The sequence below is a fragment of the Congregibacter variabilis genome, from assembly GCF_045689235.1.
Taxonomy (GTDB): domain Bacteria; phylum Pseudomonadota; class Gammaproteobacteria; order Pseudomonadales; family Halieaceae; genus Congregibacter; species Congregibacter variabilis.
Genome location: NZ_CP136864.1, coordinates 2,242,055 through 2,261,928 on the forward strand (window position 1 = coordinate 2,242,055; position 19,874 = coordinate 2,261,928).

The window sequence follows — 19,874 nt, forward strand, 5'->3', positions numbered from 1 at the left end:
TTAGCATAAATTAATACTAAAAGAGCTGTACCCATGTTCAAATTCCCCAAGACCCTCCTCATTACGCTGTTCTGCCTGACGTTCACAGCACAAGCGCAGGACATGCTCCGCCCCTATCAGCTTCTGGATACGCCGGCGAGCACACTCAACGAAGCCACTGACATGACTTACAGCGCACTGGAGCAAAGTGCCTTTGAAGTTCTAGGACAATACAGCCCCTACCCGGGTGCCAGAGTTATTGCCATCACCCACCCAGCGCTGCTGCAAGCGGCGTCTACAAAGGAATTCGGAGGCTACGCAGCGGCGCTTCGTATAGGCCTTACGGAAGTGGATGGCAAAGTACAGCGAAGCTATGCAAACCCAGCCTACTGGGGCACTGCGCTCCAAGTCGGCTCTTTGGAAAAAGTCAGCGCCGAGCTCAAGGATGTCCTGGGTGACAGCCAGCCCTTTGGATCCAGAAAAGGCCTCAGTAACAAGAAACTCGCCAATTACCGCTACATGATGATGATGCCCAAACTAAAGGACCACGACCATCTGGGTAGCTTTACCAGCCATGCGGCGGCACTCGCTACAGTGCGAAACAACCTGGCCAGCAACTCCAATGAGCTGGTCAAAGTATTCGAAGTTGCCATCCCCGACAGCGAAGAAGTGCTCTTTGGCGTGGGTATCGGCAGCGGCGATGGAAACGATGCCAAGGTCATGGGAATTACGGACGGTGGTGAACTGCGACACACAGCTCACCTGCCCTACGCACTTCTTGTATCCGGCAGCGATGCCTATGCGCTCGCCGGAAAGTTTCGCATTGCTCTGGCATTCCCGGACCTGGGTATGGGGACCTTCATGAAGATCTCCAGTGCTCCAAACGCCATTCGCGACAGCCTGGAGAGCCTCACAAAACCTGCTAACGACCCGCCGGGGCGCTAGGTAATAATCTGCTCCCGCTCGCGCGCCAACAGCGCTCGAAAGTCATTAAGAGGTACGGGGCGGGAATAGAGGTATCCCTGAAAGCGCACACAGTTGGCACTGATCAGAAAATCTCTCACAGCTTCGGTCTCCACACCTTCGGCAATCACTTCAAGCTCCAAGGTCTGAGCCATGGATATGATTGCGCGCACAATGCTGGCATCACCCGGATCAGTTAGAACATCCTGAACAAAGGACTGGTCCACCTTCAAAGTATCTAGCGGCAGCGACTTAAGATAACGCAGCGATGAATAACCAGTACCAAAGTCATCAATAGAGAATCGAACCCCCTGCTCACGCAACAGCAGCATTTTGGCGACCGTATCATCGACATCCTCGATCAACAGTCCCTCGGTCAATTCGAGTTCGATGAGGCCACGAGGCAACTGATGGCTTTCAATGGCCTCAAGCACCTTTTCGGAGAATCCTTTTTGCCGGAACTGCCGTGGGCTCACATTCAAGGCCAGAGAGAACTCCCGATCACTGAGCTCATCCTTCAAGCCCTCACCAATTTCGCAGGCATTCTTTATCACCCAATCTCCAAGACGGTAAATAAGCCCAGAATCTTCGGCCACGGGAATAAACACGTCCGGCGGAACAAACGCCCCATTGTGTTGCCAACGCAGCAACAGCTCGGCGCCACATATGATCGACTCCTCGGTGTACTGAGGTTGCAGGTAAAGCTCTAAACCTTCGTCAGCCTCCAGCGCCGCACGCAGCTGGCGCTCCATATCCATTCGCTGGGACAAAGACGCCTGCATCTCCGGAACAAAGAATCGCAGCGTATTGCGACCATCATCTTTTGCGCGATACATAGCGGTATCAGCATGCTTTAACAGGTCATCAACATCGTTTGTGTCATCCGGCAACAGACTCACACCAATACTGACCGTGATATGAATCTCGTTACCTTGAATATCAATGGGAGCTTCTATAGCTCGACGCAGAGCCTCACCGCGACGACGCACTACAGACACCACGTGCTCCGTGCCCCCTTCAATATCCGTAAGCAGCGCGACAAATTCATCGCCACCCAAACGGGCCGCAGTGTCTGCATCACGCAGAAAGTCGCTCAAGCGTCGGCCAACCTCCACAAGCAACTGATCACCCGCGCTGTGACCCAGGGAATCGTTTACCCGCTTGAAAAAGTCCAGATCCAAAAAGAGAAGCGCTGCCTGAGTCTCATTGCGCTTTGCCCGCGCCAGAGCCTGGCCCAGTCGATCCTGCAATAATCGTCGATTTGGCAGACCGGTTAGGTCATCAAATAGCGCCTGCCGTTCAATCGTGTCCTCGGCCCTGGAGCGGAGGTAGGTCATTTCAAGGCCGGCAATCACCGTGAGGTTCACCCGACGAGCAAAGGCCGTCATCATGAACAGATAAAGCACCACCATGAATGCCATCACATTGGTTTCCGGAGAGCCCTCGCCAATCAATCGCACCATAAAGGGTAATAGCGAGGTCGCCAGATACACAACGCTTGCCTCAAAAAACGCCGACAAACTAACGATGCTCCCCGTACACATGCCGGCAATAACAAAAGCCAGCAATGAATGATTGAGCATATTTTGTGAGTCATAGAGCAAAAAGCCCGCCGCACCCCAGGCCAGGCCTGAAAGCACGACCCCTGCCATCATCTCCCGATACCAGGCTGAGGCCTTCGCTTCTCGTTGCGCCTCAGAACTCCGGCGATATCGGATCGTGGTGATTATTCGGTAAGCAGCAATCGCAAGGGTAGCGGAGCACCACACAACTACAGCCTGACTATTCTCTGGTCTCCACAGCAAATACCCCAGAAGCAGGGTATTTAAAACCACGGCAAAAACAGAAACCGACAGACTCTCGTAAAAGATATTGAGGCGTTCGAGAAACACCCGATGTTTTAGATCGTCTGGAACTTCAGCTTCAGCCGTCACAGGCACCACCGTATTCTGTTTATCGTATTACGCTTGCTTTAACGTCACTCTTTTACTGGGAAGTAACTTCCCTATAAAGTGACGCGCTAGCGTTCTCGGTATCAAACACCTTGAACTGTACACGTTGAAGCGCGGGATTACTCCTATGAATACATTGCAACGCTGGCACGACATGGTGCTTAAGCAAAACCATGACGGCTTGTCAGAATTACTGACCGAAGACTGCGTGTTTTTGTCTCCTGTAGTACATACCCCCCAGGCCGGTCGCGAACTGACCACGCTGTATCTTACGGGCGCGATGAATGTCTTTAACGAGACATTTCACTACACCAAAGAAGTTGTTACCGAAGAACATGCAGTGCTCGAATTCGAATGCACGGTAGATGGCATCCTCATCAACGGCGTCGACATAATCAGCTTTGCCGAAGACGGACGAATCTGTGAGTTCCGTGTGATGGTAAGACCCTTACAAGCCATGCAGATGTTGCACGGCAAAATGGCGGCAATGCTGGAAGTTCTAAAATCCGCACCCAAGGCAAGGGCGTCTCAGTCAGCCTAGCGGGGATCACGCCGGGACAAAATACCGCTTTCGCGAAAATACACGGCAGTCTTTTGTGTACCAAACATGGTGTCGAGCACAAATCGATAGCCTAACTTTTGCGCTACGTTTATCGAAGCTGGATTGCCGGGTGAAATAATGCAAAAACTTCGATCACGATCAGGCTGTGCATCGAGCCAGGTACAAGCTGCCTGCATCCCTTCGGTGGCGTAGCCTTTACCCGCGGCGTCGGGGTGTATGACCCACCCGGCCTCAGGATAGTGACCATCAAAGCCTATAAGCCCGCGCTTAAAATCCGCGAACCCCAATTGTCCAAGGTATTTACCGGTTTCGCGTTCTTCGAGTGCCCAGTAGCCATAGCCGAGCATGTCCCAAAGACCTCCGTAGCGCAGCAAGCGCATCCAGACATCCTGGGGGCTCAGCGGCGAACCCGTAATAAATGAGTACACGTCCGGGTGCTGCCAAATCTCCGTAGCCGGAAAATGATCCTGCTCACAGTGCGCGCGCAAACGCAGTCGTTCGGTGAGTATCTGTGGCGCCGCTGACATCCTTTACTTCTCCTGCTGGAGCTGTACCGCTGCTCTTCGCGCCGCTTCGCTAGTATTCGCCGAAGCAATTTGATCTTTTAACTCCCGACGTAAACCTTCCGCAAGCTCGGTAAAGATTCGAAAACTATCGTCGGCTGCCAAACGCTCAGCAATGAGACCTTCAAAAGCCTCGTCTTCGATCTTCTCAAGCTCGCTAAGCAAACGACTGGGATCATCAAAGCCAGCACTGCGGCGCAGCTCCAGAACCCGAAGATAGAATCCGTCAATGCGATCCTTACGACGCCGGGCCCTCCAGCGTCCAAAGGTCACGGCACCGGTAAACAACAAAACAATCAGATACACCAAAAAGTTGAGTGATTCGGCATAGCGCTCTAAAAAACCCGGCTCGTCACGCTCAAGGTAATTTCGCGCACCACGGTGCAGAGGAAAAGTAAAATCCACGGCACTAAAGTCGCCACTCATCCAACGGAACAAGGCCGGCTCTACTGCAGCAAAGCGCGGTTTTTGCTCTAGCAGCACACGCGTCAATTGGTAGATCGCCGAGGGGTCGGTGGACTTGTGAGCCACCAGAAGCATATCGACAGCCAGAGCATCGATCCCCACTTCATTGCCTGGCAGCGAATAGGTTAAGGCCGGAATGCGGGTTGAACTAAGCTGCGGCACCAGAAAACTTATGCCCTCGATGTAAAACTCTGCTCCAGCCGGATCAAATCTGGACAGAGGCACCAGGGTAAAGCCTTCAGGAAACCAGCTGGTATTACCAGGGTTGATCGGACCCACGTAGAGCAGCAGGTCGGGGTCACCGGGGTCGCCCGGACGCCAAAGCTCGTAGCTTTCTGGAAGATCCGAAGCGCGCTCAAACAGTAAATCGAGCACAAGCCGGGCCGTGTGGGAGTTGTGGACAATATGCATTTTAGGCTGACTGCCAGATGCCCGAAGATCGCCCAAGCTCAGTCCTTGCCTCGCGGCAAGATGTACAACGCTCTGATAAAGCGGCAAGACGCTGCGAAGTCCTGGCTGAAACGCTCGAGTGTTCTCGACAATGGCGAGCTGCGCAGAACCGTCAAGCAGCGACTCAATGGGATCGTCCCCATTGACGTTACTCGGATCTGGCTCCAGCCGAATGCCTGTCTCTTCCTCGACGATGGCGGACAAGGAAGAAAAATTCAGCTGTTGATTATCCGGCGGATGCAAACGCAACACCGTAGCGGATACCGCAGCAGACGAAAGCGCCCACAGTGCTATCAGCGCGACCAAGCGATAGGGTCTGACTCTTGTGTTCATAGCGCCGCGGTCGACTTTTTTGAGCTGAAGCGCGGACGCCAGACGGCCAGAACGACGTTGGCAATAGCCACCCCGAGAATCACCAGAGTCGACTTCCACTCGGAGCTTGCCGTTAGCCCGAGAAGTGTAGGATCAAGTTCGCCGGCAAGAGCCTGAGCGGCTCGTGCTGCCTCCCGGGTCGCCGGACCCTGAACCGCAATCAAAGTACCCTCAAAAACCGACACACCCAGGGCCAGCTTCATCCATGCCCAGCCCTGACTGTGAAAAGCATCTGTCCAGGCCATGGACAGCAGACCACTGACCAGGACTATCGCCAGGGACGGAAACAGCACCCATTGTGAAATTAGCCCCATTTGACCACGAGCCGTTGCGTAAGCCACAAGGGAGTCTACCGGCGGCATATTTTGCAACATCAACAACTGAACGACCAATGCCCCAGTGAGGCCAATGCCGCCAATAGTGTGTAGGAATTTCAGTGCCTTACGCATATTCGTGAACCATCAAAACCCGTAGGTGCATCATAGCCAGCACTGCGCGAAGCACCAAACCGATAAACGTTCAGCTGTGCAGATAGTGCCGCCAAAATATGCTGGTGGCCACGCTTCGATAGGGCCGATAACGCTCACCCAGTTGCTCCAGAGTGTGAGCATCAGGCTTGTCACCCAGGCGCTTCACAGACACCACAGCTTTTACCAGGGCAAGATCACCGATAGGCCACAAATCAGGCCTGCGTAGCGCAATCATGAGATACACATCAGCCGTCCAGTTACCCAAGCCCGTGATAGCCGTGAGCAACTCCCGAACCTGAGCATCCGATTTGCGTGCCAGGGACCGGATAGGTAAAGCCCCTTCGAGAATCGCCTCTGCCACCAGCCGCGTGTAACGTATTTTCTGACGGCTCACGCCGGCAGTACGGAGCGTCTCATCGGACAGTTCAAGATACCTGTGCTCTGTAAATTCTGGCAGGAGCAAGGCCACTTTATCAAAAGTGGCTTTGGCCGAAGCTAAAGAGACCTGCTGCTCAAAAATAATAGATACGAGCGTTGCGAAGCCGCTGGGACGGGAAACCAGTGAAGGCGCTCCGAAGCGCTCGACAATTCGAGCAAGATCCTTGTCACCGGCTGCAAGCACTTCCACAGCATCAGCATAGCTGCGCCTGTTCAGTCCTGGCATAAACTAGGGTCTCAAGGGCCGGAGACTATTGACTGAGTCGCCGACTATCACCTAGCTCAATGCCTCTCACAGAAATGAATCTCTCAGCAGACGCTTGAGGATCTTGCCACTGGGATTGCGCGGAATGCTATCCACGAAGCGTACCGCGGTAGGCTGTTTGAAGCGTGCCAGCTTACCCTGACAAAAGGACAGGACAGATGCTTCGTCCAGAGAAGCCTCCGCCCGGATAACAATCGCCATGGGACTTTCGCCCCACTTCTCACTGGGCAGTCCGATAACCGCCGCATCAGCTACACCGTCGTGCTGCATCAGCACGTTTTCGATCTCCGCCGGGTATACGTTCTCGCCACCGGAAATGATCATGTCTTTTTTGCGGTCACAAATGGTGACGAAGCCCTCTTCGTCCATGGTGGCTATGTCGCCTGTATACAGCCAGCCATCCTGAAGAGTCTCTGCGGTAGCATCCGGACGATTCCAGTACTCTTTCATTATGTGCCGCCCACGCAGGAGTATTTCTCCCGGCTCTCCGTTCGTGACGGTATCGCCATGACCATCGACGATTTTTGCCTGAGTGTGAAAAAACGCTCGACCAGCCGACCCAACGTGGGTAAGGGAATCCTCACCCACAATCAGACAACCGGGTCCTCCGCTCTCGGTGAGACCATAGACTTGATGAATCTCCACCCCCAGGTCGATGTAGGCATTAATCGTCGCCACCGGCACCGGAGCAGCACCGCAGATAATATTGCGTACGCTGGAGTGATCGTATTTCTCCCGCCCCGGGACTTGCAGCATGAAGTTGAGCATCGCCGGCACCGCCAGACTCGTGTCGATACGCTCGGATTCAAACAATTGCCAGACTTTAAGCGGATCAAAGTCCCTGAGAACGACCATCGTGTTGCCGCGATAAACAGCGCCAATCATCGGTGCAAGCGCGCCCACATGAAAAAGCGGCAGTAGCAGCAGGTAGCGATCCGTGCCACGAATATCACCAGTATTAACCATACTGAGAATGGCCCAAAAAACCGTCTCATGAGTATGCACAACACCCTTGGGTAAACCCGTGGTGCCCGAGGTATACATAATGAACAGATTGTCTTTTGCCGCGGCAAGCTCTGCCGGCTCGTCCCCAGGCTGCTGCGCCAGCAAGCGTTCATAGTGCCTCGCAAAGTCCGGGGCCTCGGAGCCTATGCCTATCCAGTGTTCTACATCGCTGCCCACAGCTCCCCGGGCGTGCAGGTCTTCGGCCAGCGCCGTAAAGTCACTGTCGAAGATTAAAGCCTTGGCGCCTCCATCTTTGAGAATAAACGCAAGTTCGTCGGCAGTGAGACGCCAGTTGAGGGGCATGACTACCAAACCAATCTTGGCGGGCCCAAAAAAACTCTCAATGAACTGATGCCCGTTGTAAGCCAGCACGGCCACCCGGTCCCCAGGCTCCAGACCCATACCCGCGAGCGCATGGCAAAGCTGATTAGCCCTGCCATTGGCCTCGCTAAAGGTAAACCGGCGCTCGGCTTTAACGTCATAGAGCATTTCTTGCCGGGGGTTCATTCTCGCTCGAGTCGCGAGGAACTGACCAATATTCATGTCGGCGTTCATAAGCAACGGTCCATTATTGTGATTTTTAGAAAGGGATCCGCCTAGCCTAGACCAGACACCGTCACTTGAAAACACGTGATATCGCGTTTTAGTGATTGGCGCTGCGTGATATTGTGTGGCCGCTCTGCAATTTCCGAACAAACAACAATAGAGATCGCATTAATGAAAAGAATTCTTTTTGTGCTTGCCAGCACTATCGCTATTGCCATTGCCGGCTGCAGCTCCAACCCCCCGGTAATTGATTACGACAGCAGTGTTAATTTCTCCGGGTACAAAACCTATGCATTCATCAGCGATCATCCGCTGATGCGTTCGGAAGGCTCTCCACCGGGATCACCACTGCTTGAGGGCCGCCTCATGCGCATCGTCGAGGACAATCTGAATGCCAAAGGATTCGCTCTGGTCGCCAACTCAGAAGCGGCAGATTTTGCTATTGGATTCACTGTGGGCGCCCGAGACAAGATCAAGGTCAATAGCTATCCCGAACCCTACCGACCTTACTACGGCGGATGGGGTGGCTGGGGCGCACCGTACTACGGCGGAGGATATGGCGGCTCCAACGTTGATGTGCAGCAGTATGTTGAAGGGACATTGGCAATCGACATCTATGACGTCAGCGAACATAAACCAGCCTGGCACGGGGTCGCTACCAAGCGTGTTACCGACAGCATGCGTCGTAATCCAGATGAAACACTTACCGAGATTGTGAATGAGATTCTCGCGGGATTCCCTCCCGGCGCCATGGTTCGCTAAGAGTGTCCTTAAGCGGTGACTAAACTTACCGCTCTAGCCTTGCGCCCTATGGCTGCACCTGCTTAAACAACTTGTCCAAAAGGTCAGCGTCGTCGAAGTGGCGGCGCCCCACAAAGGCCGTCGGCTGACGGCCACGCTCGCGCATAGCTCCTGGAGAGCGAATACCCATAGGCCATAGATAAAAGCGCTCGCCGCGCTGGGTGCCTGGGACAAGCCCATTAGCATCAAACAAAGTTCTGGAACCCTCAGCGGAATCCAGCGAGTAAAGATCCGAGTAACTAACTAACTCATAGCGACGACTGCTCAGGTCATGGGCAGCATCAGCGGTGCTGCTGTACACCCGTTGCAGATAATGCGAGCCACTACTGATGCGCAGCACCGGACCATCTGCAGAAGGCGCCTTTTGAGGAATCAGCGGCGGCTCTCTTAGTGCCGCGTTTTCGGCTCGCGCTTCTACACGATCAGTAAGAAAGAACTGCTGATAGCAACCACAGGGGTGGATGCTGTCATACAACAGAACCTCACCGTGTTCATCCAGGGTTGCGCGCCACACCAAACCATCCAGAGAACCCGACAAGCTATCCATTGCGTTCTCAGGCGGTCGCTCATCAAACCAGAACACATAGTTCAGCTGCAGGCGTAACTTTCCTGCAAAAGGCATGAGACTCGCGTAGTGATAGGCATAGGTGGACTCGCTTGAGACGCGGGGAGCCCCTTCGGCATCAAAATAAGGCTTACCAGGAATGTCATAACTACCCACTTCGTCGATCTCCAAAGTGGGAGCATGGTGCAGGAACAGACCCGTCAGGAGTCCGTTTGTGTGTTGATCCAGTCGCAGGCCGAGACTATCCCGATCCAATTTATTCAGCACGAATGCTGTGTCCTGCTTTGATTTGGCTGCCCCTGCTGAGTCCGCGGGGGAATAGCGCAGCAAGCGACCCTGCCGGGGAATCTCGCTCAGAGGCAGTGCATAGCTATCGTGAATTTTGGCTTGCAGCGCCTGGATTCCCAAGCCAGCAAAGATCGAGCTTAAGGGGTACAAACCCAGAACGCGGCGCGCAGCTATATAGTCGTCCTCAACCTGTGCCGCAGCCCACAGCGCCTCCCAATCCAATGTATCGTCCTTGGCCGCCAATTGGTTTTGCCCGTCGCAACTCTGCAAATCGAGGCCTGCCAGCCATTCAGAAAGTGGGCTGTGAGCGACGCTGTCCGCGAGCATGGTATTCAACAGTTGGCGGCGTTCGACACCCGCTGCCTGTAAACGTGCAAACCAATCTGCACGTTGGACTTGGGTGAGCAGTAAGGGATCGAAGCTTGCCAGACTGCGATTAGTTCCCAGGGAAGGAAAACCCGCAACCCGACGTGGATCACTCAGACTAACACCTTGCTGCGCCGCGAATTCTTCAAAAGCCAGGTAACGGCCCCTGCAGCTGTCGGGTGTCGAGGGTTGTGGAGTGCTGGTACAAGCGCTGAGCAGAACGAGCAGAAAGGCTGCGAGAAACCCCAGGGCACGGGATCCAGTGAGTACCAAGCCAGGCGTCGGAATTCCATCGCCCTCTGGAGTCGACACAACTACAGCGCCATCAGTATCGCGGCACCGACTTACTCTTCTTCTTTTTTACTCTGACGTTGCCGCTCGTAGGGCTTTTGTGTGGGCGACCCGGACATACTGCGAAAAGTCAGCCCGCCTACGCTCCAGCTGCCATCATCTGCTTCCGCGTCCGCTTCTGACTGTTGCGTCTTCGCAGCCTCGGTCACCTTGGCGGGCTCAGCGGCATGATTTGAGGTCTTGGCGGCTGCACTGCTACTCATTTCCTCGGCTGTGCTGTGGGAATCCGTGCCATAGCGTCCCGACTGCGCTTTGATGCAGGCCGAGCCTGCAGCGGCACGCACCAGATTTTCAACATCACTATTCCACCAACCATCCGCACCGGCGCGCATTTCAGCAACGGTATCCGCAACGACATCATCGCAGGCGTCTGCATAACTTGCTGCCGATACCAGGCAAAAGGCGCTCAAAGTAATATTTAAAGCAATTCGCATGAGAGTTTCTCGGTAAATAAAGCTTGGAAGTATAGCGGAGCTTTTCCTTTGCAAAAGTCCCCTCAAACAAAGACCAAGGTCGCGCACCAAATTGGGGCGCAACGCTCCACAATGCAACTTTTCCTGGACATGCGCGCTGTCTTCCCACTCGCTAAACCATTCCCCCATGGAACATAAAGACACAAAACACGGGGATATTTCACTTCTGGTCTGGTTTTTGCTGATGCACCTACGGGCAATCGTGTAACGGGCTCTTCAAACGCTCGCACACGATGCACCGCAAACAACTTTTAGGGTAGAGAGGATATCCATGCAAAACATGCAAAATCTGAAGCGTTTTGCCGCGCTGACCGCACTGGCAGGCTGTGCCTTCGCCGCGCCTTCACATGCTGGGGAATTGAGCGCCAATGCCTCCGTCACCAACAACTACATCTGGCGAGGCCTCACACAGACTGAGAACAATTCAGCTGTTCAAGGTGGCATCGACTACTCCGCAGATAGCGGCTTTTATGTCGGCACCTGGGTATCTAACGTTAATTATGGTCCTTCGGACGTTTATTCCTACGAGCACGATGTCTATGGCGGCTATGCCTTTGAGGCAGGTGGCGTCAGCTGGGATGTCGGTTATCTTTATTACAACTACGATAAGGAAGCCGAATTCGATTTTGGTGAGGTGTACCTACGCGCGGGCATCGGTGGATTTAGCGCCGCAGCCTATGTGCTGACCAATACAGAGGCCGATGAAGCTCCAGGGCAGGACTTTGGCGCCGGCGGCACCTACTATCTGTCTGCAGACTACGGCTTTGAAGTGGGCGACGGCATCGGAATAGGTTTGCACGTTGGCTACCATGACGGCGATTTTGCTGAGGCCTTCAACGGATCTGATGGTGGTTACTACGACTACAACATCAGCCTTTCCAAGGGTGGCTTCGGCTTTATGTTCACCGACACCAACGTAAGCGGCCCAGCGGCAGAAGGCGGTTACGACAACGACCAATACAAGGTCGTGGTCTCTTATTCAGTAGATATCGAGCTCTAAAGCAGAAACATCAGGTTCACTGAGAACTTGGCCGTCCCGATCACCGCTCGTTTTGCGGTGATCGTGGCGGCATTTTTGTATGCTGTCCTCGCTGCAGAGCAGCTCTGGCCAATGCTATACGCTGCTCCCTAGGCAAATCGGCCGACACTTCTACCAGGTTCTTGTGAATCAGCGCCTGATAGCGCTCACTCACTTCGCGGGATTTCTCTAGCGCCAAGGCCAATACCTGAGGATCGTAATCTTCGGAGGCGACTGCCTTGCGCACCGCTGCTTGAGCTTTGCGCATGTCTTCACGCAATGGACGCACCTCTGACAGCTGATCTCGCATCTGTCCTCTGATGCGTCTCTGGGTTTCGGGAGACAATTGCTCCACCGCCCAAGCCATCGGAGGCCGCTCACCGCCAGAGCCCCGATGCTTACCCACTATAAAACCGGCAATGAGCAAATTGAGCGCTAAGGATATCAACAGCGCAATCAGTACTAGGCTGTTTCTATTCATACCAGTCCGCTCCCGTGAGGGGCAAAAGCAAGCTTCGTTCCTGCTCTTCCCAATCTGTCATTACGTCAATCGAAGCCAAACTCTGCGACTCCATACCAATAGCCAGACCCAGCAACATGGGCAGGGCTGCAGCCATGGCAGGACGCCACCAAAGCCCGGGAACTTCAGGCAACAGCCAATTCAACAGCCGGTCAGCTACTGAAACCGGAAGTGCGTCTAGAATGCGCTGCTGCAGGTCAATATCTTCTGGACAGTAGCTGTCTAACATCAAGTCCAGATCCCGGGCCTCAAACAACTGCCGCTGCAGCTGTGGAAATGCATCCAGACAGGCACGCATTTCTGACCTCTGGTCTTCCGGCCAGCGCTCTTCTCGAGAACCATAAGTCTCCAGCAACTCCTCTAGTCGTTCAGGACTCATCATTGCTTAGCAACTCCTCTTTTAAGCGACGTCTTGCTCTGGCCAACAGCGATTCAAGGGCATCTACTGATACATCCAGTACTGTTGCGGCGTCGCGATTGGACAAACCCTGGTAGTGACACAGCAGTAAGGCGCTGCGCTGACGCTCAGGAAGAGTCTCAAGCGCTGTGCGTACACGATCGGCTTTTTCATTTGCCTCAAAATCACCGTCGGGCCCGTTAGCCACTGACTCGAGCCGCGCCTCATCGTCGGTAAATTCAAGGCGCGCATTGCGCCGAAAGCTGTCTATGCACAAATTGTGTGCAATGTTGTGCAACCAGGTCGTCAGACGTGCAGTGGCGCTATTGAAACTGTCTGCGCGAGTCCATAAACGTACAAAAGCTTCCTGCACAATGTCGTCCGCAGCACTGACGTCCGAAAGCATTCTCCGCGCGTAGCGAGACAAGGGACGCTGATGCTGCTCCACCAGAATGCCAAACGCCGCCCGATCTCCCTGAGCGACGCGTCCTACGAGCACTGCCTCTTGCTCTCGATCCATGAAAACCTAATCCTGGAGAAACGCTCAGGACTGATCAGAGTCTTGCCCTTGCTCACGCTTGCGCCGCTCACCTCGCTTGCCATGCATAGCTTTGGCTTCATCCTGACTGACAAAACCATCGGCATTGGCATCCATGCGCGCAAACGCATGATCCTGTGCTTCACCCGGGGTGACTACGCCATTTCCATCGGTATCCATAGCGTCAAACATCTGCGGCATTTTCGCCTGGCGTTCTCCAGCAGTTTCCACGGCCGCCAACATTTCATCTCGCGTTAGCTCGCCATCGCCATTGGCGTCAGCGCGCTTAAACATCTTGGGGCCACCTCGATGCCCGGGTGGTAGAAATTCTTCACGACTGATCTGGCCGTCGCCATCTGCGTCCAGATTCATTATGCCGCCTTGTGGTTGTGCCATAGATGCCGTGGACGCCAACAGCGCCGTAACCCCGGACAAAAAAAGCAGTGTTTTCTTCATGGTGTTGCTCCCGATCACTAAAAACAATGAATGTCAGTAAGTCATACGCCCAAGCAAGCAGATTCTGTCGCAGGCCTGAGCTTTACATTACGACTTGTGATTCACCCGTCTCGACACTAAGTTATGGGTATGGAATACACAATTAGACAAGCGCTTACCAGTGCCAGAGAGATGTACCTGGTGCTGAAAAACCCTCGCTGGGTGACTCATGCATCGTGCTGAACAGTTGACCGAAGACTCCGGCAAGCCGATTCTGGAGTTTGCCTGCTATCTCGCAGGCGCTGTTTTATTAGTATTTTTTGCCACGGTGTTCTTGCGAAGCGAAGTACGTGCCGACCAGTCGCTTGCAATTATGCCCGATATGCAGCTTTGGTCCGATGTCCGAAAGGACGCTTATTTACGCGCTATAGAAACAGAAAACACACCGGTCCTGGCAATACTCAGAGCGCCGTCACTGGGGCTGTCAGTCCCGGTTTACAACAGCGCCAGTGACTTGAATATGGACCGCGGCGCCGGTGTTATTGATGGCATGGCCTACCCGCATGAACCAGGCCATATTGGCATCGCAGGACACCGCGATGGCTATTTTCGAACACTCAAGGACGCCTCCGTCGGCGACAGCCTGATTCTTGACACTCTCAACGGCGAGCGTCGTTTCATTATTGAAGATTTACGCGTTATTGATCCCGATGAGCTGCAGTACCTGCAGGAAACTGAAGATCCCCGTTTAACTATCGTGACCTGCTATCCGTTTTACTTTGCAGGCAGCGCACCCCAGCGTTTTCTTGTTCGTGCCGCACCGGCACCCCTGACCACTGGTAAATCTTCCTAAAGGAGCAATAAAAATGAAGAAGCATCTTATTGGGGCCGCCATCGCCATTGTGCTGAGTGGCCAGGCTTTGGCCCAGGATTCCGCACCTACCTGCGACGATCTCGTGTGGTCGGCCCAGGTATTAGCGGCAAACCCTGACATCGCCTTGTCATGCCAGGGTGTATACGCACGTAATAATGAGCTTTATGCCAAAGTCACCATCGAGTTAACGCGGGTGCGCGGCAATCGCCTGACGTTTCGGCCGCAGCACACCGATGGAAGCCAAGGCACCCGGCGCAGTATCACGGTAAGTAGTAGTTGGCGCGCTGATATAAATGGACGGAAATATCGGGCTTCTGAGCTGCTCCCCGGACAAGAGCTGAGCGTCTATATTCCCGAAGATCGCTTTGCTCTTGCAGTGCATGATGGCGCCTTTGATGGCGACGAGGAACTAATCAGTATCGAGGCGGCAACGGTCGTTGCCATGCCAAAAACAGCCTCAGCTATGTACACAGTGCTGACCGCCGGCCTGGCGTTTATAGCTCTGGGCTTTGGAATGACTACACGACGCAGATTGCGGCGCGCGAAGGCTTGAATTAGGATTCGTCTTTCGGTTATCAAAACTGATGATCGCTGTGGCGTCAAAGCAAAGGCCTGCCAGCGTGATCATCAGTTTTAACTAAAGAGCGACAGCATGTTTGAACGCAAAAACAGTAAACCACAGCCGCAGGAGCCAAGCCCTGCTACTGTCCCCACGACGGCACCCGTCGTCAATAAAGCAAGCACAGCAGCAAAGCGCCCAGAGGGAGTACTCGCAGTGATCGGATCAAAGGTTAAAGTCAACGGCGACATCATTAGCAGCGAAGACCTGCTAGTGGAGGGCGAAGTCACGGGCACCATCACACTGTCAGACAACGAGCTGGTTATCGGCACATCGGGTCGGGTTCAGGCAAACATCAGCGCAAAGACCGTCCGCATCGAAGGCGAAGTCAAAGGTGATATCGACGGTAGTGAGCGTGTCGTGATCTGCGCTTCAGGCAATGTGCAGGGCAACGTCAGCTCTCCGAGAGTCATGCTTGAAGACGGCGGCCGCTTTAAAGGCAGCATCGATATGGGTGGAGGCAAGCCAGCGGCCACAGCCAAACCAGCTCCATCGTCAGCCCCCGAAGTCCATAGTATCGATAAGGTCGGGTAAGCAAGCCGGTGGTCGGCCTGCTTGGTAAAAAGTCCGATCGAAACGAGCCCCCGGAGACAGTCACTAGCAGACTGCTTCCGGTGATGCTCGATGAAAAACGTCTGGCGTCTCTGGGTACCCTGAATATTCTCGACTTCGGTCGCGCTAACAGCGGCAGTCTGGAATTTTTTAATCAATTCTCCTGCCGACTGTGTGTTCTTGACGCTGCCGACAGCCTCCTTGAATGGTCTGCGGCTCTAGAGACTCGCATGGATGATCCCCCATCCAATCAACAAATGCAGTTGGAGCTCAGTGGCTTGCTATCGTCCATGGGCGCTTACCGCTATGACCTGGTGTTTTTCTGGGACACGCTAAACCACCTACACGAACACGCACTCTCGGCATTTTCCAGCCTGCTCCGGCGCTATCTGAGCGCCGACTGTCGTGGGCACGGCTTTATGCTGCACAAGCGCGGTACAGAACAACTGCTGCGGCATATGGGGATGGCGGGTGACAACCTCATCTCGGTACAGTCCCAGTCGCCTGCCCGGCTGTATCCGCACAATCGCAAGGTAGTAAATGAGGCTCTTGGTGCGGATCTACGCATCGATCAGGGCGTGCTTCACGGTGACGGTCGCCTGGAGTTTTTGCTCGTCAGCGACGCCGCCAAGCCCGCAGGGCGCAAGGTAACTTGAAGCTATTGGGCAGCTCTTTGCGGTTTGCGTATACTCGATGATCGACGGACAGTCAGCGGTGATTCAGCTTGCTTAAATACGCCTCTCTCACGATTCGCAGCTGGGCTGTGTTGTTGTCGTTACTCGCTGCACTGCTCACCGCGTGCAGCGGCGGAGAATCCAATGTAGAGCGCGGCAACCGTGAGGGCGTTCTGCACTTCGGCAATGGTAGCGAACCCCAGGGACTTGATCCCCATGTAGTCACTGGTGTCCCCGAGAACATTATAATTCGAGCGCTGTTTGAGGGTCTGGCGGTCAAAAACCCCTACACCCTGGAACCTGAGCCCGGCGTTGCACAAAGCTGGGATTTCAGTGATGACGGTCGAGTCATTACCTTTCATATCAATCCCGAAGCGCGCTGGTCCAACGGCGACCCGGTCACTGCCGACGACTACGTTTGGAGCTGGATGCGGGCGCTACATCCGGAGATGGGAAATCTCTACGCGTATATGCTCTTTCCGGTCAAAAATGCCGAGGCTTTTTTTACGCGCAAAATTGACGACTTTGCTGACGTTGGCGTCAAAGCACCCGACCCCCAAACATTGGTGGTGACCCTCACCGACGCTACACCCTACTTTCTGCAGTTGATGGATCACTACAGTACCTTTGCCGTGCATCGGCCCACCATCGAAAAACACGGCGCCTTTACCGATCGCTTCACCAAATGGACGCGTGTGGAGAACATGGTGAGCAACGGGCCCTTCGTTCTTGATGAATGGCTGCTCAACCGTCGCATCAGCGTACGTAAAAGTGAGACCTACTGGGATAAAGATCGTGTTCGGCTCAATAAAGTGGTGTTTTACCCGACAGAAAACGCGGTATCTGAAGAGCGCGGCTTCCGGTCCGGTCAACTGCACACCACGGGCACGATCCCCATGGACAAAATCCCCGCCTATCAGGCTATGGAGAACTCGCCCTATTACCAGGAACCGTATCTTGGCACCTACTATTACCTGGTGAACACACTTCGCCCGCCGATGAATGATTCCCGGGTCCGTCGTGCTTTGGCTATGGCAGTGGATCGCGACGCGCTCATGCGCTCGGTCATGCAAAATTCCGCTGTATCGGCCTATAGCATCACGCCGCCTGGCACCCTTGGCTATCAGCCGCCGAAGACCTTCGAATACGATCTGGACAAGGCCCGGGCCCTGCTGGCAGAAGCCGGCTATCCCAATGGCAAAGGCTGGCCGGGAGTAGAAATCGTGTACAACACGCAAGAAGCGCATCGAAAGATCGCCGTCGCGCTGCAGCAAATGTGGAAAGACGCGCTGAACATCGACGTCACCATCTCTAATCAGGAATGGAAGGTCTACCTGGATTCAGTAACAAATATGGACTTTGGTCTCGCACGCCGCGGCTGGATTGGCGACTATGTGGACCCTAACAATTTTCTGGATTTGTTTCTCACCGGCGGGGGCAATAACAACACGGGTTACGCCGACCCGGCCTATGATGAGTTAATACAGAAGATCGCACCTCAGGCCAAAACTCGCGAAGAGCGTTACGCCGCCTTTTATAAGGCCGAGACCATGCTCATGGAGCAGATGCCCATCATTCCCCTCTATACCTACACCAGCAAACACCTGATGCACCATAGTGTCTGTGGCCTGCCCTCCAATCTTATGGACTCATTGAACCTTAGGTACGTATGGTTGGACGCCGACCGCACAAGCTCTGCAGAGCCTTGCGAGTAATGCGTGTTGGCAAAGGTCTCACAGGCAGCTTAATCCTTGCGGCGCTTATCGCCGGTTTAGCGGGATGTTCCCCAGGAGAATCGCGAGTTGTACAGGGTAATCGTGATGGCGTGCTGTATCTGGGCAACGGTACCGAACCGCAATCCCTGGACCCTCATGTACTGAGCAGTTCCCCGGACGCACGTATTGCCGGGGCACTGCATGAAGCCCTGATTAACTACAACCCCTACGATCTATCCGCGGAGCCCGGTGCAGCTGAACGATGGGAGTTTAATGACGACCGCTCTGAAATTACCTTTCATCTCAATCCCAAGGCGCGGTGGTCGAACGGGGACCCTGTGACTGCCGAAGATTTTCGCTGGTCCTGGATGCGTGCCATAACGCCAGAGATGGGTAATCTTCTAGTAGAGGTATTTTATGGGATCCGCAACGCTCAGGCGTACAGCAAAGGCGAGATTGACGATCCCGATGCTGTAGGCATTCGCATTATTGATCCGCATACTTTGCGGGTGGAGCTAGCCTTCCCCGATCCATTTGCCTTGCTTAACTTTGCCTACGTTTATATGGCGCCAGTGCACCGTGCCACCATCGAAGCCCATGGCTCGATGACCGACCGTTACTCAGCCTGGACCAAACCCGAGAACTTTGTGGGTAATGGGCCTTTTACACTCGAAGAGTGGAAAATGCAGCGCTTTGTTAAGGTCAAGCGCAATACATATTACTGGGACAACGACAATGTGGCGCTCAACGCCATGGTGTTCAGGCCTATAGAAAGCGCCACCACCGAAGAAAAAATGTTCCGCAGCGGGCAACTCCACAGTGCCTCCATGGTGCCCAATAATAAGGTCGCGGGGTATCGCGAGCAGCCCGATAGCCCTATGGTTGAAGGGCCTTACATGGGCTCCTACTACTACCTGCTTAACAGCGATCGACCTCCCCTGGACAATCTCTCGGTACGCAGGGCGCTGGCACTGGCGGTGGATCGAAAAACGCTAGCAAGCACGGTGCTTCAGGATACGGTGCTACCCTCTACCAACTATGTTGCTTTGGGCATGCCGGACTACGAGCACCCTCAGGTACTGGCCTTTGATCCCATAGAAGCCCGACGACTCTTAAGCGAGGCCGGGTACCCCAATGGCGAGGGCTTTCCTTCACTGACGCTCAACTACAACACCAGTGAAAATCATCGCAGCGTTGCTGTGGCCGTACAGCAGATGTGGAATAAGCACTTAAATATTGATGTCACGCTGGCGAATCAGGAATGGAAGGTGTATCTCGACACCATTGACAACCGGGATTATCAGATTGCCCGTATGGGCTGGATTGGCGACATAGCGCCCGGTATCTTTCTTGATCGGATGGTGAGCGACGGACCGACAAATCGCAGCGGCTTTGCTAGTGCTGAATTCGATAACATCATTTTTAACAAAATACGTCCGGAGAAAGATCAGGCAAAGATCCTGGCTCTCTATCAGGAAGCAGAGCGAATTCTCTTGGAAGAAACGCCGTTGATTCCCATCTACTCCTACAAGGTCAAGCGTCTGGCTCAACCCAGCGTCAAAGGTCTGCCGAGCAATCAAACGGACTACATTAACTATAAATACGTGGAGCTGGATCCCAAGGCCCCCGCGTGGACATGGCAAAACCCGGAATCCTAA

At 54.1% G+C, this 19,874-nt stretch carries 22 protein-coding genes; 10 read left to right on the forward strand and 12 right to left on the reverse strand.

Going from position 1 to position 19,874, the window contains the following annotated elements; translation table 11 throughout:
* Positions 1 to 33: 33 nt before the first annotated feature.
* Entirely contained in the window at positions 34 to 924 is an 891-nt protein-coding gene (locus tag R0135_RS09870; protein ID WP_407346660.1) for a hypothetical protein, read from the forward strand.
* On the opposite strand, the gene R0135_RS09875 is transcribed toward R0135_RS09870, so the two are convergent.
* Entirely contained in the window at positions 921 to 2,876 is a 1,956-nt protein-coding gene (locus R0135_RS09875; RefSeq protein WP_407346661.1) for a putative bifunctional diguanylate cyclase/phosphodiesterase, read from the reverse strand. The two genes, R0135_RS09870 and R0135_RS09875, sit on opposite strands and share 4 nt — an antisense overlap.
* Positions 2,877 to 3,021: 145 nt before the next feature.
* Here R0135_RS09875 and R0135_RS09880 point away from each other — a divergent pair, with 145 nt between their 5' ends.
* Positions 3,022 to 3,435, forward strand: coding sequence for a nuclear transport factor 2 family protein (locus R0135_RS09880; protein ID WP_407346662.1), 414 nt, complete (start codon positions 3,022 to 3,024; stop codon positions 3,433 to 3,435).
* On the opposite strand, the gene R0135_RS09885 is transcribed toward R0135_RS09880, so the two are convergent.
* From R0135_RS09885 to R0135_RS09905, 5 genes are all read right to left on the reverse strand, one after another.
* Positions 3,432 to 3,983, reverse strand: a complete 552-nt coding sequence (locus R0135_RS09885) for a GNAT family N-acetyltransferase (protein WP_407346663.1) — start codon at positions 3,981 to 3,983, stop codon at positions 3,432 to 3,434. The two genes, R0135_RS09880 and R0135_RS09885, sit on opposite strands and share 4 nt — an antisense overlap.
* Positions 3,984 to 3,986: 3 nt before the next feature.
* Entirely contained in the window at positions 3,987 to 5,267 is a 1,281-nt protein-coding gene (locus R0135_RS09890; protein WP_407346664.1) for a TAXI family TRAP transporter solute-binding subunit, read from the reverse strand.
* Positions 5,264 to 5,755 carry a hypothetical protein gene (locus R0135_RS09895; protein WP_407346665.1) on the reverse strand — a complete coding sequence of 164 codons (492 nt, stop codon included), beginning with the start codon at positions 5,753 to 5,755 and terminating at the stop codon, positions 5,264 to 5,266. The genes R0135_RS09890 and R0135_RS09895 overlap by 4 nt, the downstream gene beginning before the upstream one ends.
* 70 nt (positions 5,756 to 5,825) lie before the next feature.
* On the reverse strand, positions 5,826 to 6,440 hold the full coding sequence (locus tag R0135_RS09900; RefSeq protein WP_407346666.1) for a DNA-3-methyladenine glycosylase family protein: 615 nt from the start codon (positions 6,438 to 6,440) through the stop codon (positions 5,826 to 5,828).
* Positions 6,441 to 6,506: 66 nt separating this feature from the next.
* Positions 6,507 to 8,039, reverse strand: coding sequence for a long-chain-fatty-acid--CoA ligase (locus R0135_RS09905; protein WP_407346667.1), 1,533 nt, complete (start codon positions 8,037 to 8,039; stop codon positions 6,507 to 6,509).
* Positions 8,040 to 8,201: 162 nt separating this feature from the next.
* Here R0135_RS09905 and R0135_RS09910 point away from each other — a divergent pair, with 162 nt between their 5' ends.
* Positions 8,202 to 8,792: a DUF4136 domain-containing protein gene (locus tag R0135_RS09910; RefSeq protein ID WP_407346668.1), complete on the forward strand. Its 591-nt coding sequence runs from the start codon at positions 8,202 to 8,204 to the stop codon at positions 8,790 to 8,792.
* A 46-nt stretch (positions 8,793 to 8,838) separates the two neighbouring features.
* Here the strand turns inward: R0135_RS09910 and R0135_RS09915 are convergent, their stop codons facing one another.
* Both R0135_RS09915 and R0135_RS09920 read right to left on the reverse strand, forming a co-directional pair.
* Complete coding sequence (locus R0135_RS09915; protein ID WP_407346670.1) at positions 8,839 to 10,362, reverse strand: hypothetical protein; 1,524 nt, start codon at positions 10,360 to 10,362, stop codon at positions 8,839 to 8,841.
* 32 nt (positions 10,363 to 10,394) lie between these two features.
* Positions 10,395 to 10,835, reverse strand: a complete 441-nt coding sequence (locus tag R0135_RS09920) for a hypothetical protein (protein ID WP_407346671.1) — start codon at positions 10,833 to 10,835, stop codon at positions 10,395 to 10,397.
* Positions 10,836 to 11,145: 310 nt separating this feature from the next.
* Between R0135_RS09920 and R0135_RS09925 the strand changes: the two genes are divergently transcribed.
* Complete coding sequence (locus R0135_RS09925; RefSeq protein WP_407346672.1) at positions 11,146 to 11,874, forward strand: TorF family putative porin; 729 nt, start codon at positions 11,146 to 11,148, stop codon at positions 11,872 to 11,874.
* 40 nt (positions 11,875 to 11,914) lie between these two features.
* Here the strand turns inward: R0135_RS09925 and R0135_RS09930 are convergent, their stop codons facing one another.
* Genes R0135_RS09930 through R0135_RS09945 form a run of 4 tightly spaced genes read right to left on the reverse strand, consistent with a single transcriptional unit; the run spans position 11,915 to position 13,803 of the window.
* Positions 11,915 to 12,373: a periplasmic heavy metal sensor gene (locus R0135_RS09930; RefSeq protein ID WP_407346673.1), complete on the reverse strand. Its 459-nt coding sequence runs from the start codon at positions 12,371 to 12,373 to the stop codon at positions 11,915 to 11,917.
* Positions 12,366 to 12,794 carry a hypothetical protein gene (locus R0135_RS09935; RefSeq protein WP_407346674.1) on the reverse strand — a complete coding sequence of 143 codons (429 nt, stop codon included), beginning with the start codon at positions 12,792 to 12,794 and terminating at the stop codon, positions 12,366 to 12,368. The genes R0135_RS09930 and R0135_RS09935 overlap by 8 nt, the downstream gene beginning before the upstream one ends.
* Complete coding sequence (locus R0135_RS09940) at positions 12,781 to 13,329, reverse strand: sigma-70 family RNA polymerase sigma factor (RefSeq protein WP_407346675.1); 549 nt, start codon at positions 13,327 to 13,329, stop codon at positions 12,781 to 12,783. The genes R0135_RS09935 and R0135_RS09940 overlap by 14 nt, the downstream gene beginning before the upstream one ends.
* A gap of 24 nt (positions 13,330 to 13,353) precedes the next feature.
* The gene (locus R0135_RS09945) at positions 13,354 to 13,803 is read right to left on the reverse strand and encodes an EF-hand domain-containing protein (protein ID WP_407346676.1); all 450 of its coding nucleotides are present in this window, start codon (positions 13,801 to 13,803) and stop codon (positions 13,354 to 13,356) included.
* A 208-nt stretch (positions 13,804 to 14,011) separates the two neighbouring features.
* Here R0135_RS09945 and R0135_RS09950 point away from each other — a divergent pair, with 208 nt between their 5' ends.
* The 6 genes from R0135_RS09950 (at position 14,012) to R0135_RS09975 (ending at position 19,874) form a co-directional block, all read left to right on the forward strand.
* Positions 14,012 to 14,635, forward strand: coding sequence for a class D sortase (locus R0135_RS09950; RefSeq protein ID WP_407346677.1), 624 nt, complete (start codon positions 14,012 to 14,014; stop codon positions 14,633 to 14,635).
* Positions 14,636 to 14,648: 13 nt separating this feature from the next.
* Positions 14,649 to 15,209, forward strand: a complete 561-nt coding sequence (locus R0135_RS09955; RefSeq protein ID WP_407346678.1) for a hypothetical protein — start codon at positions 14,649 to 14,651, stop codon at positions 15,207 to 15,209.
* 99 nt (positions 15,210 to 15,308) lie between these two features.
* The gene (locus R0135_RS09960; protein ID WP_407346680.1) at positions 15,309 to 15,809 is read left to right on the forward strand and encodes a polymer-forming cytoskeletal protein; all 501 of its coding nucleotides are present in this window, start codon (positions 15,309 to 15,311) and stop codon (positions 15,807 to 15,809) included.
* An 8-nt stretch (positions 15,810 to 15,817) separates the two neighbouring features.
* On the forward strand, positions 15,818 to 16,483 hold the full coding sequence (locus R0135_RS09965) for a hypothetical protein (protein WP_407346681.1): 666 nt from the start codon (positions 15,818 to 15,820) through the stop codon (positions 16,481 to 16,483).
* A 68-nt stretch (positions 16,484 to 16,551) separates the two neighbouring features.
* Positions 16,552 to 18,216: a peptide ABC transporter substrate-binding protein gene (locus R0135_RS09970; protein ID WP_407346682.1), complete on the forward strand. Its 1,665-nt coding sequence runs from the start codon at positions 16,552 to 16,554 to the stop codon at positions 18,214 to 18,216.
* On the forward strand, positions 18,216 to 19,874 hold the full coding sequence (locus tag R0135_RS09975; protein ID WP_407346683.1) for a peptide ABC transporter substrate-binding protein: 1,659 nt from the start codon (positions 18,216 to 18,218) through the stop codon (positions 19,872 to 19,874). Before R0135_RS09970 ends, R0135_RS09975 begins: the two co-directional genes overlap by 1 nt.

What these genes read in the sequence shown, in the direction of transcription:
- R0135_RS09960 (WP_407346680.1), top strand. Translation starts at nt 15,309, where the DNA reads ATGTTTGAACGCAAAAACAGTAAACCACAGCCGCAGGAGCCAAGCCCT.
- R0135_RS09935 (WP_407346674.1), bottom strand. Translation starts at nt 12,794, where the DNA reads ATGATGAGTCCTGAACGACTAGAGGAGTTGCTGGAGACTTATGGTTCT.
- R0135_RS09870 (WP_407346660.1), top strand. Translation starts at nt 34, where the DNA reads ATGTTCAAATTCCCCAAGACCCTCCTCATTACGCTGTTCTGCCTGACG.
- R0135_RS09920 (WP_407346671.1), bottom strand. Translation starts at nt 10,835, where the DNA reads ATGCGAATTGCTTTAAATATTACTTTGAGCGCCTTTTGCCTGGTATCG.
- R0135_RS09880 (WP_407346662.1), top strand. Translation starts at nt 3,022, where the DNA reads ATGAATACATTGCAACGCTGGCACGACATGGTGCTTAAGCAAAACCAT.
- R0135_RS09940 (WP_407346675.1), bottom strand. Translation starts at nt 13,329, where the DNA reads ATGGATCGAGAGCAAGAGGCAGTGCTCGTAGGACGCGTCGCTCAGGGA.
- R0135_RS09945 (WP_407346676.1), bottom strand. Translation starts at nt 13,803, where the DNA reads ATGAAGAAAACACTGCTTTTTTTGTCCGGGGTTACGGCGCTGTTGGCG.
- R0135_RS09975 (WP_407346683.1), top strand. Translation starts at nt 18,216, where the DNA reads ATGCGTGTTGGCAAAGGTCTCACAGGCAGCTTAATCCTTGCGGCGCTT.
- R0135_RS09895 (WP_407346665.1), bottom strand. Translation starts at nt 5,755, where the DNA reads ATGCGTAAGGCACTGAAATTCCTACACACTATTGGCGGCATTGGCCTC.
- R0135_RS09900 (WP_407346666.1), bottom strand. Translation starts at nt 6,440, where the DNA reads ATGCCAGGACTGAACAGGCGCAGCTATGCTGATGCTGTGGAAGTGCTT.
- R0135_RS09885 (WP_407346663.1), bottom strand. Translation starts at nt 3,983, where the DNA reads ATGTCAGCGGCGCCACAGATACTCACCGAACGACTGCGTTTGCGCGCG.
- R0135_RS09930 (WP_407346673.1), bottom strand. Translation starts at nt 12,373, where the DNA reads ATGAATAGAAACAGCCTAGTACTGATTGCGCTGTTGATATCCTTAGCG.
- R0135_RS09910 (WP_407346668.1), top strand. Translation starts at nt 8,202, where the DNA reads ATGAAAAGAATTCTTTTTGTGCTTGCCAGCACTATCGCTATTGCCATT.
- R0135_RS09905 (WP_407346667.1), bottom strand. Translation starts at nt 8,039, where the DNA reads ATGAACGCCGACATGAATATTGGTCAGTTCCTCGCGACTCGAGCGAGA.
- R0135_RS09950 (WP_407346677.1), top strand. Translation starts at nt 14,012, where the DNA reads ATGCATCGTGCTGAACAGTTGACCGAAGACTCCGGCAAGCCGATTCTG.
- R0135_RS09955 (WP_407346678.1), top strand. Translation starts at nt 14,649, where the DNA reads ATGAAGAAGCATCTTATTGGGGCCGCCATCGCCATTGTGCTGAGTGGC.
- R0135_RS09925 (WP_407346672.1), top strand. Translation starts at nt 11,146, where the DNA reads ATGCAAAACATGCAAAATCTGAAGCGTTTTGCCGCGCTGACCGCACTG.
- R0135_RS09890 (WP_407346664.1), bottom strand. Translation starts at nt 5,267, where the DNA reads ATGAACACAAGAGTCAGACCCTATCGCTTGGTCGCGCTGATAGCACTG.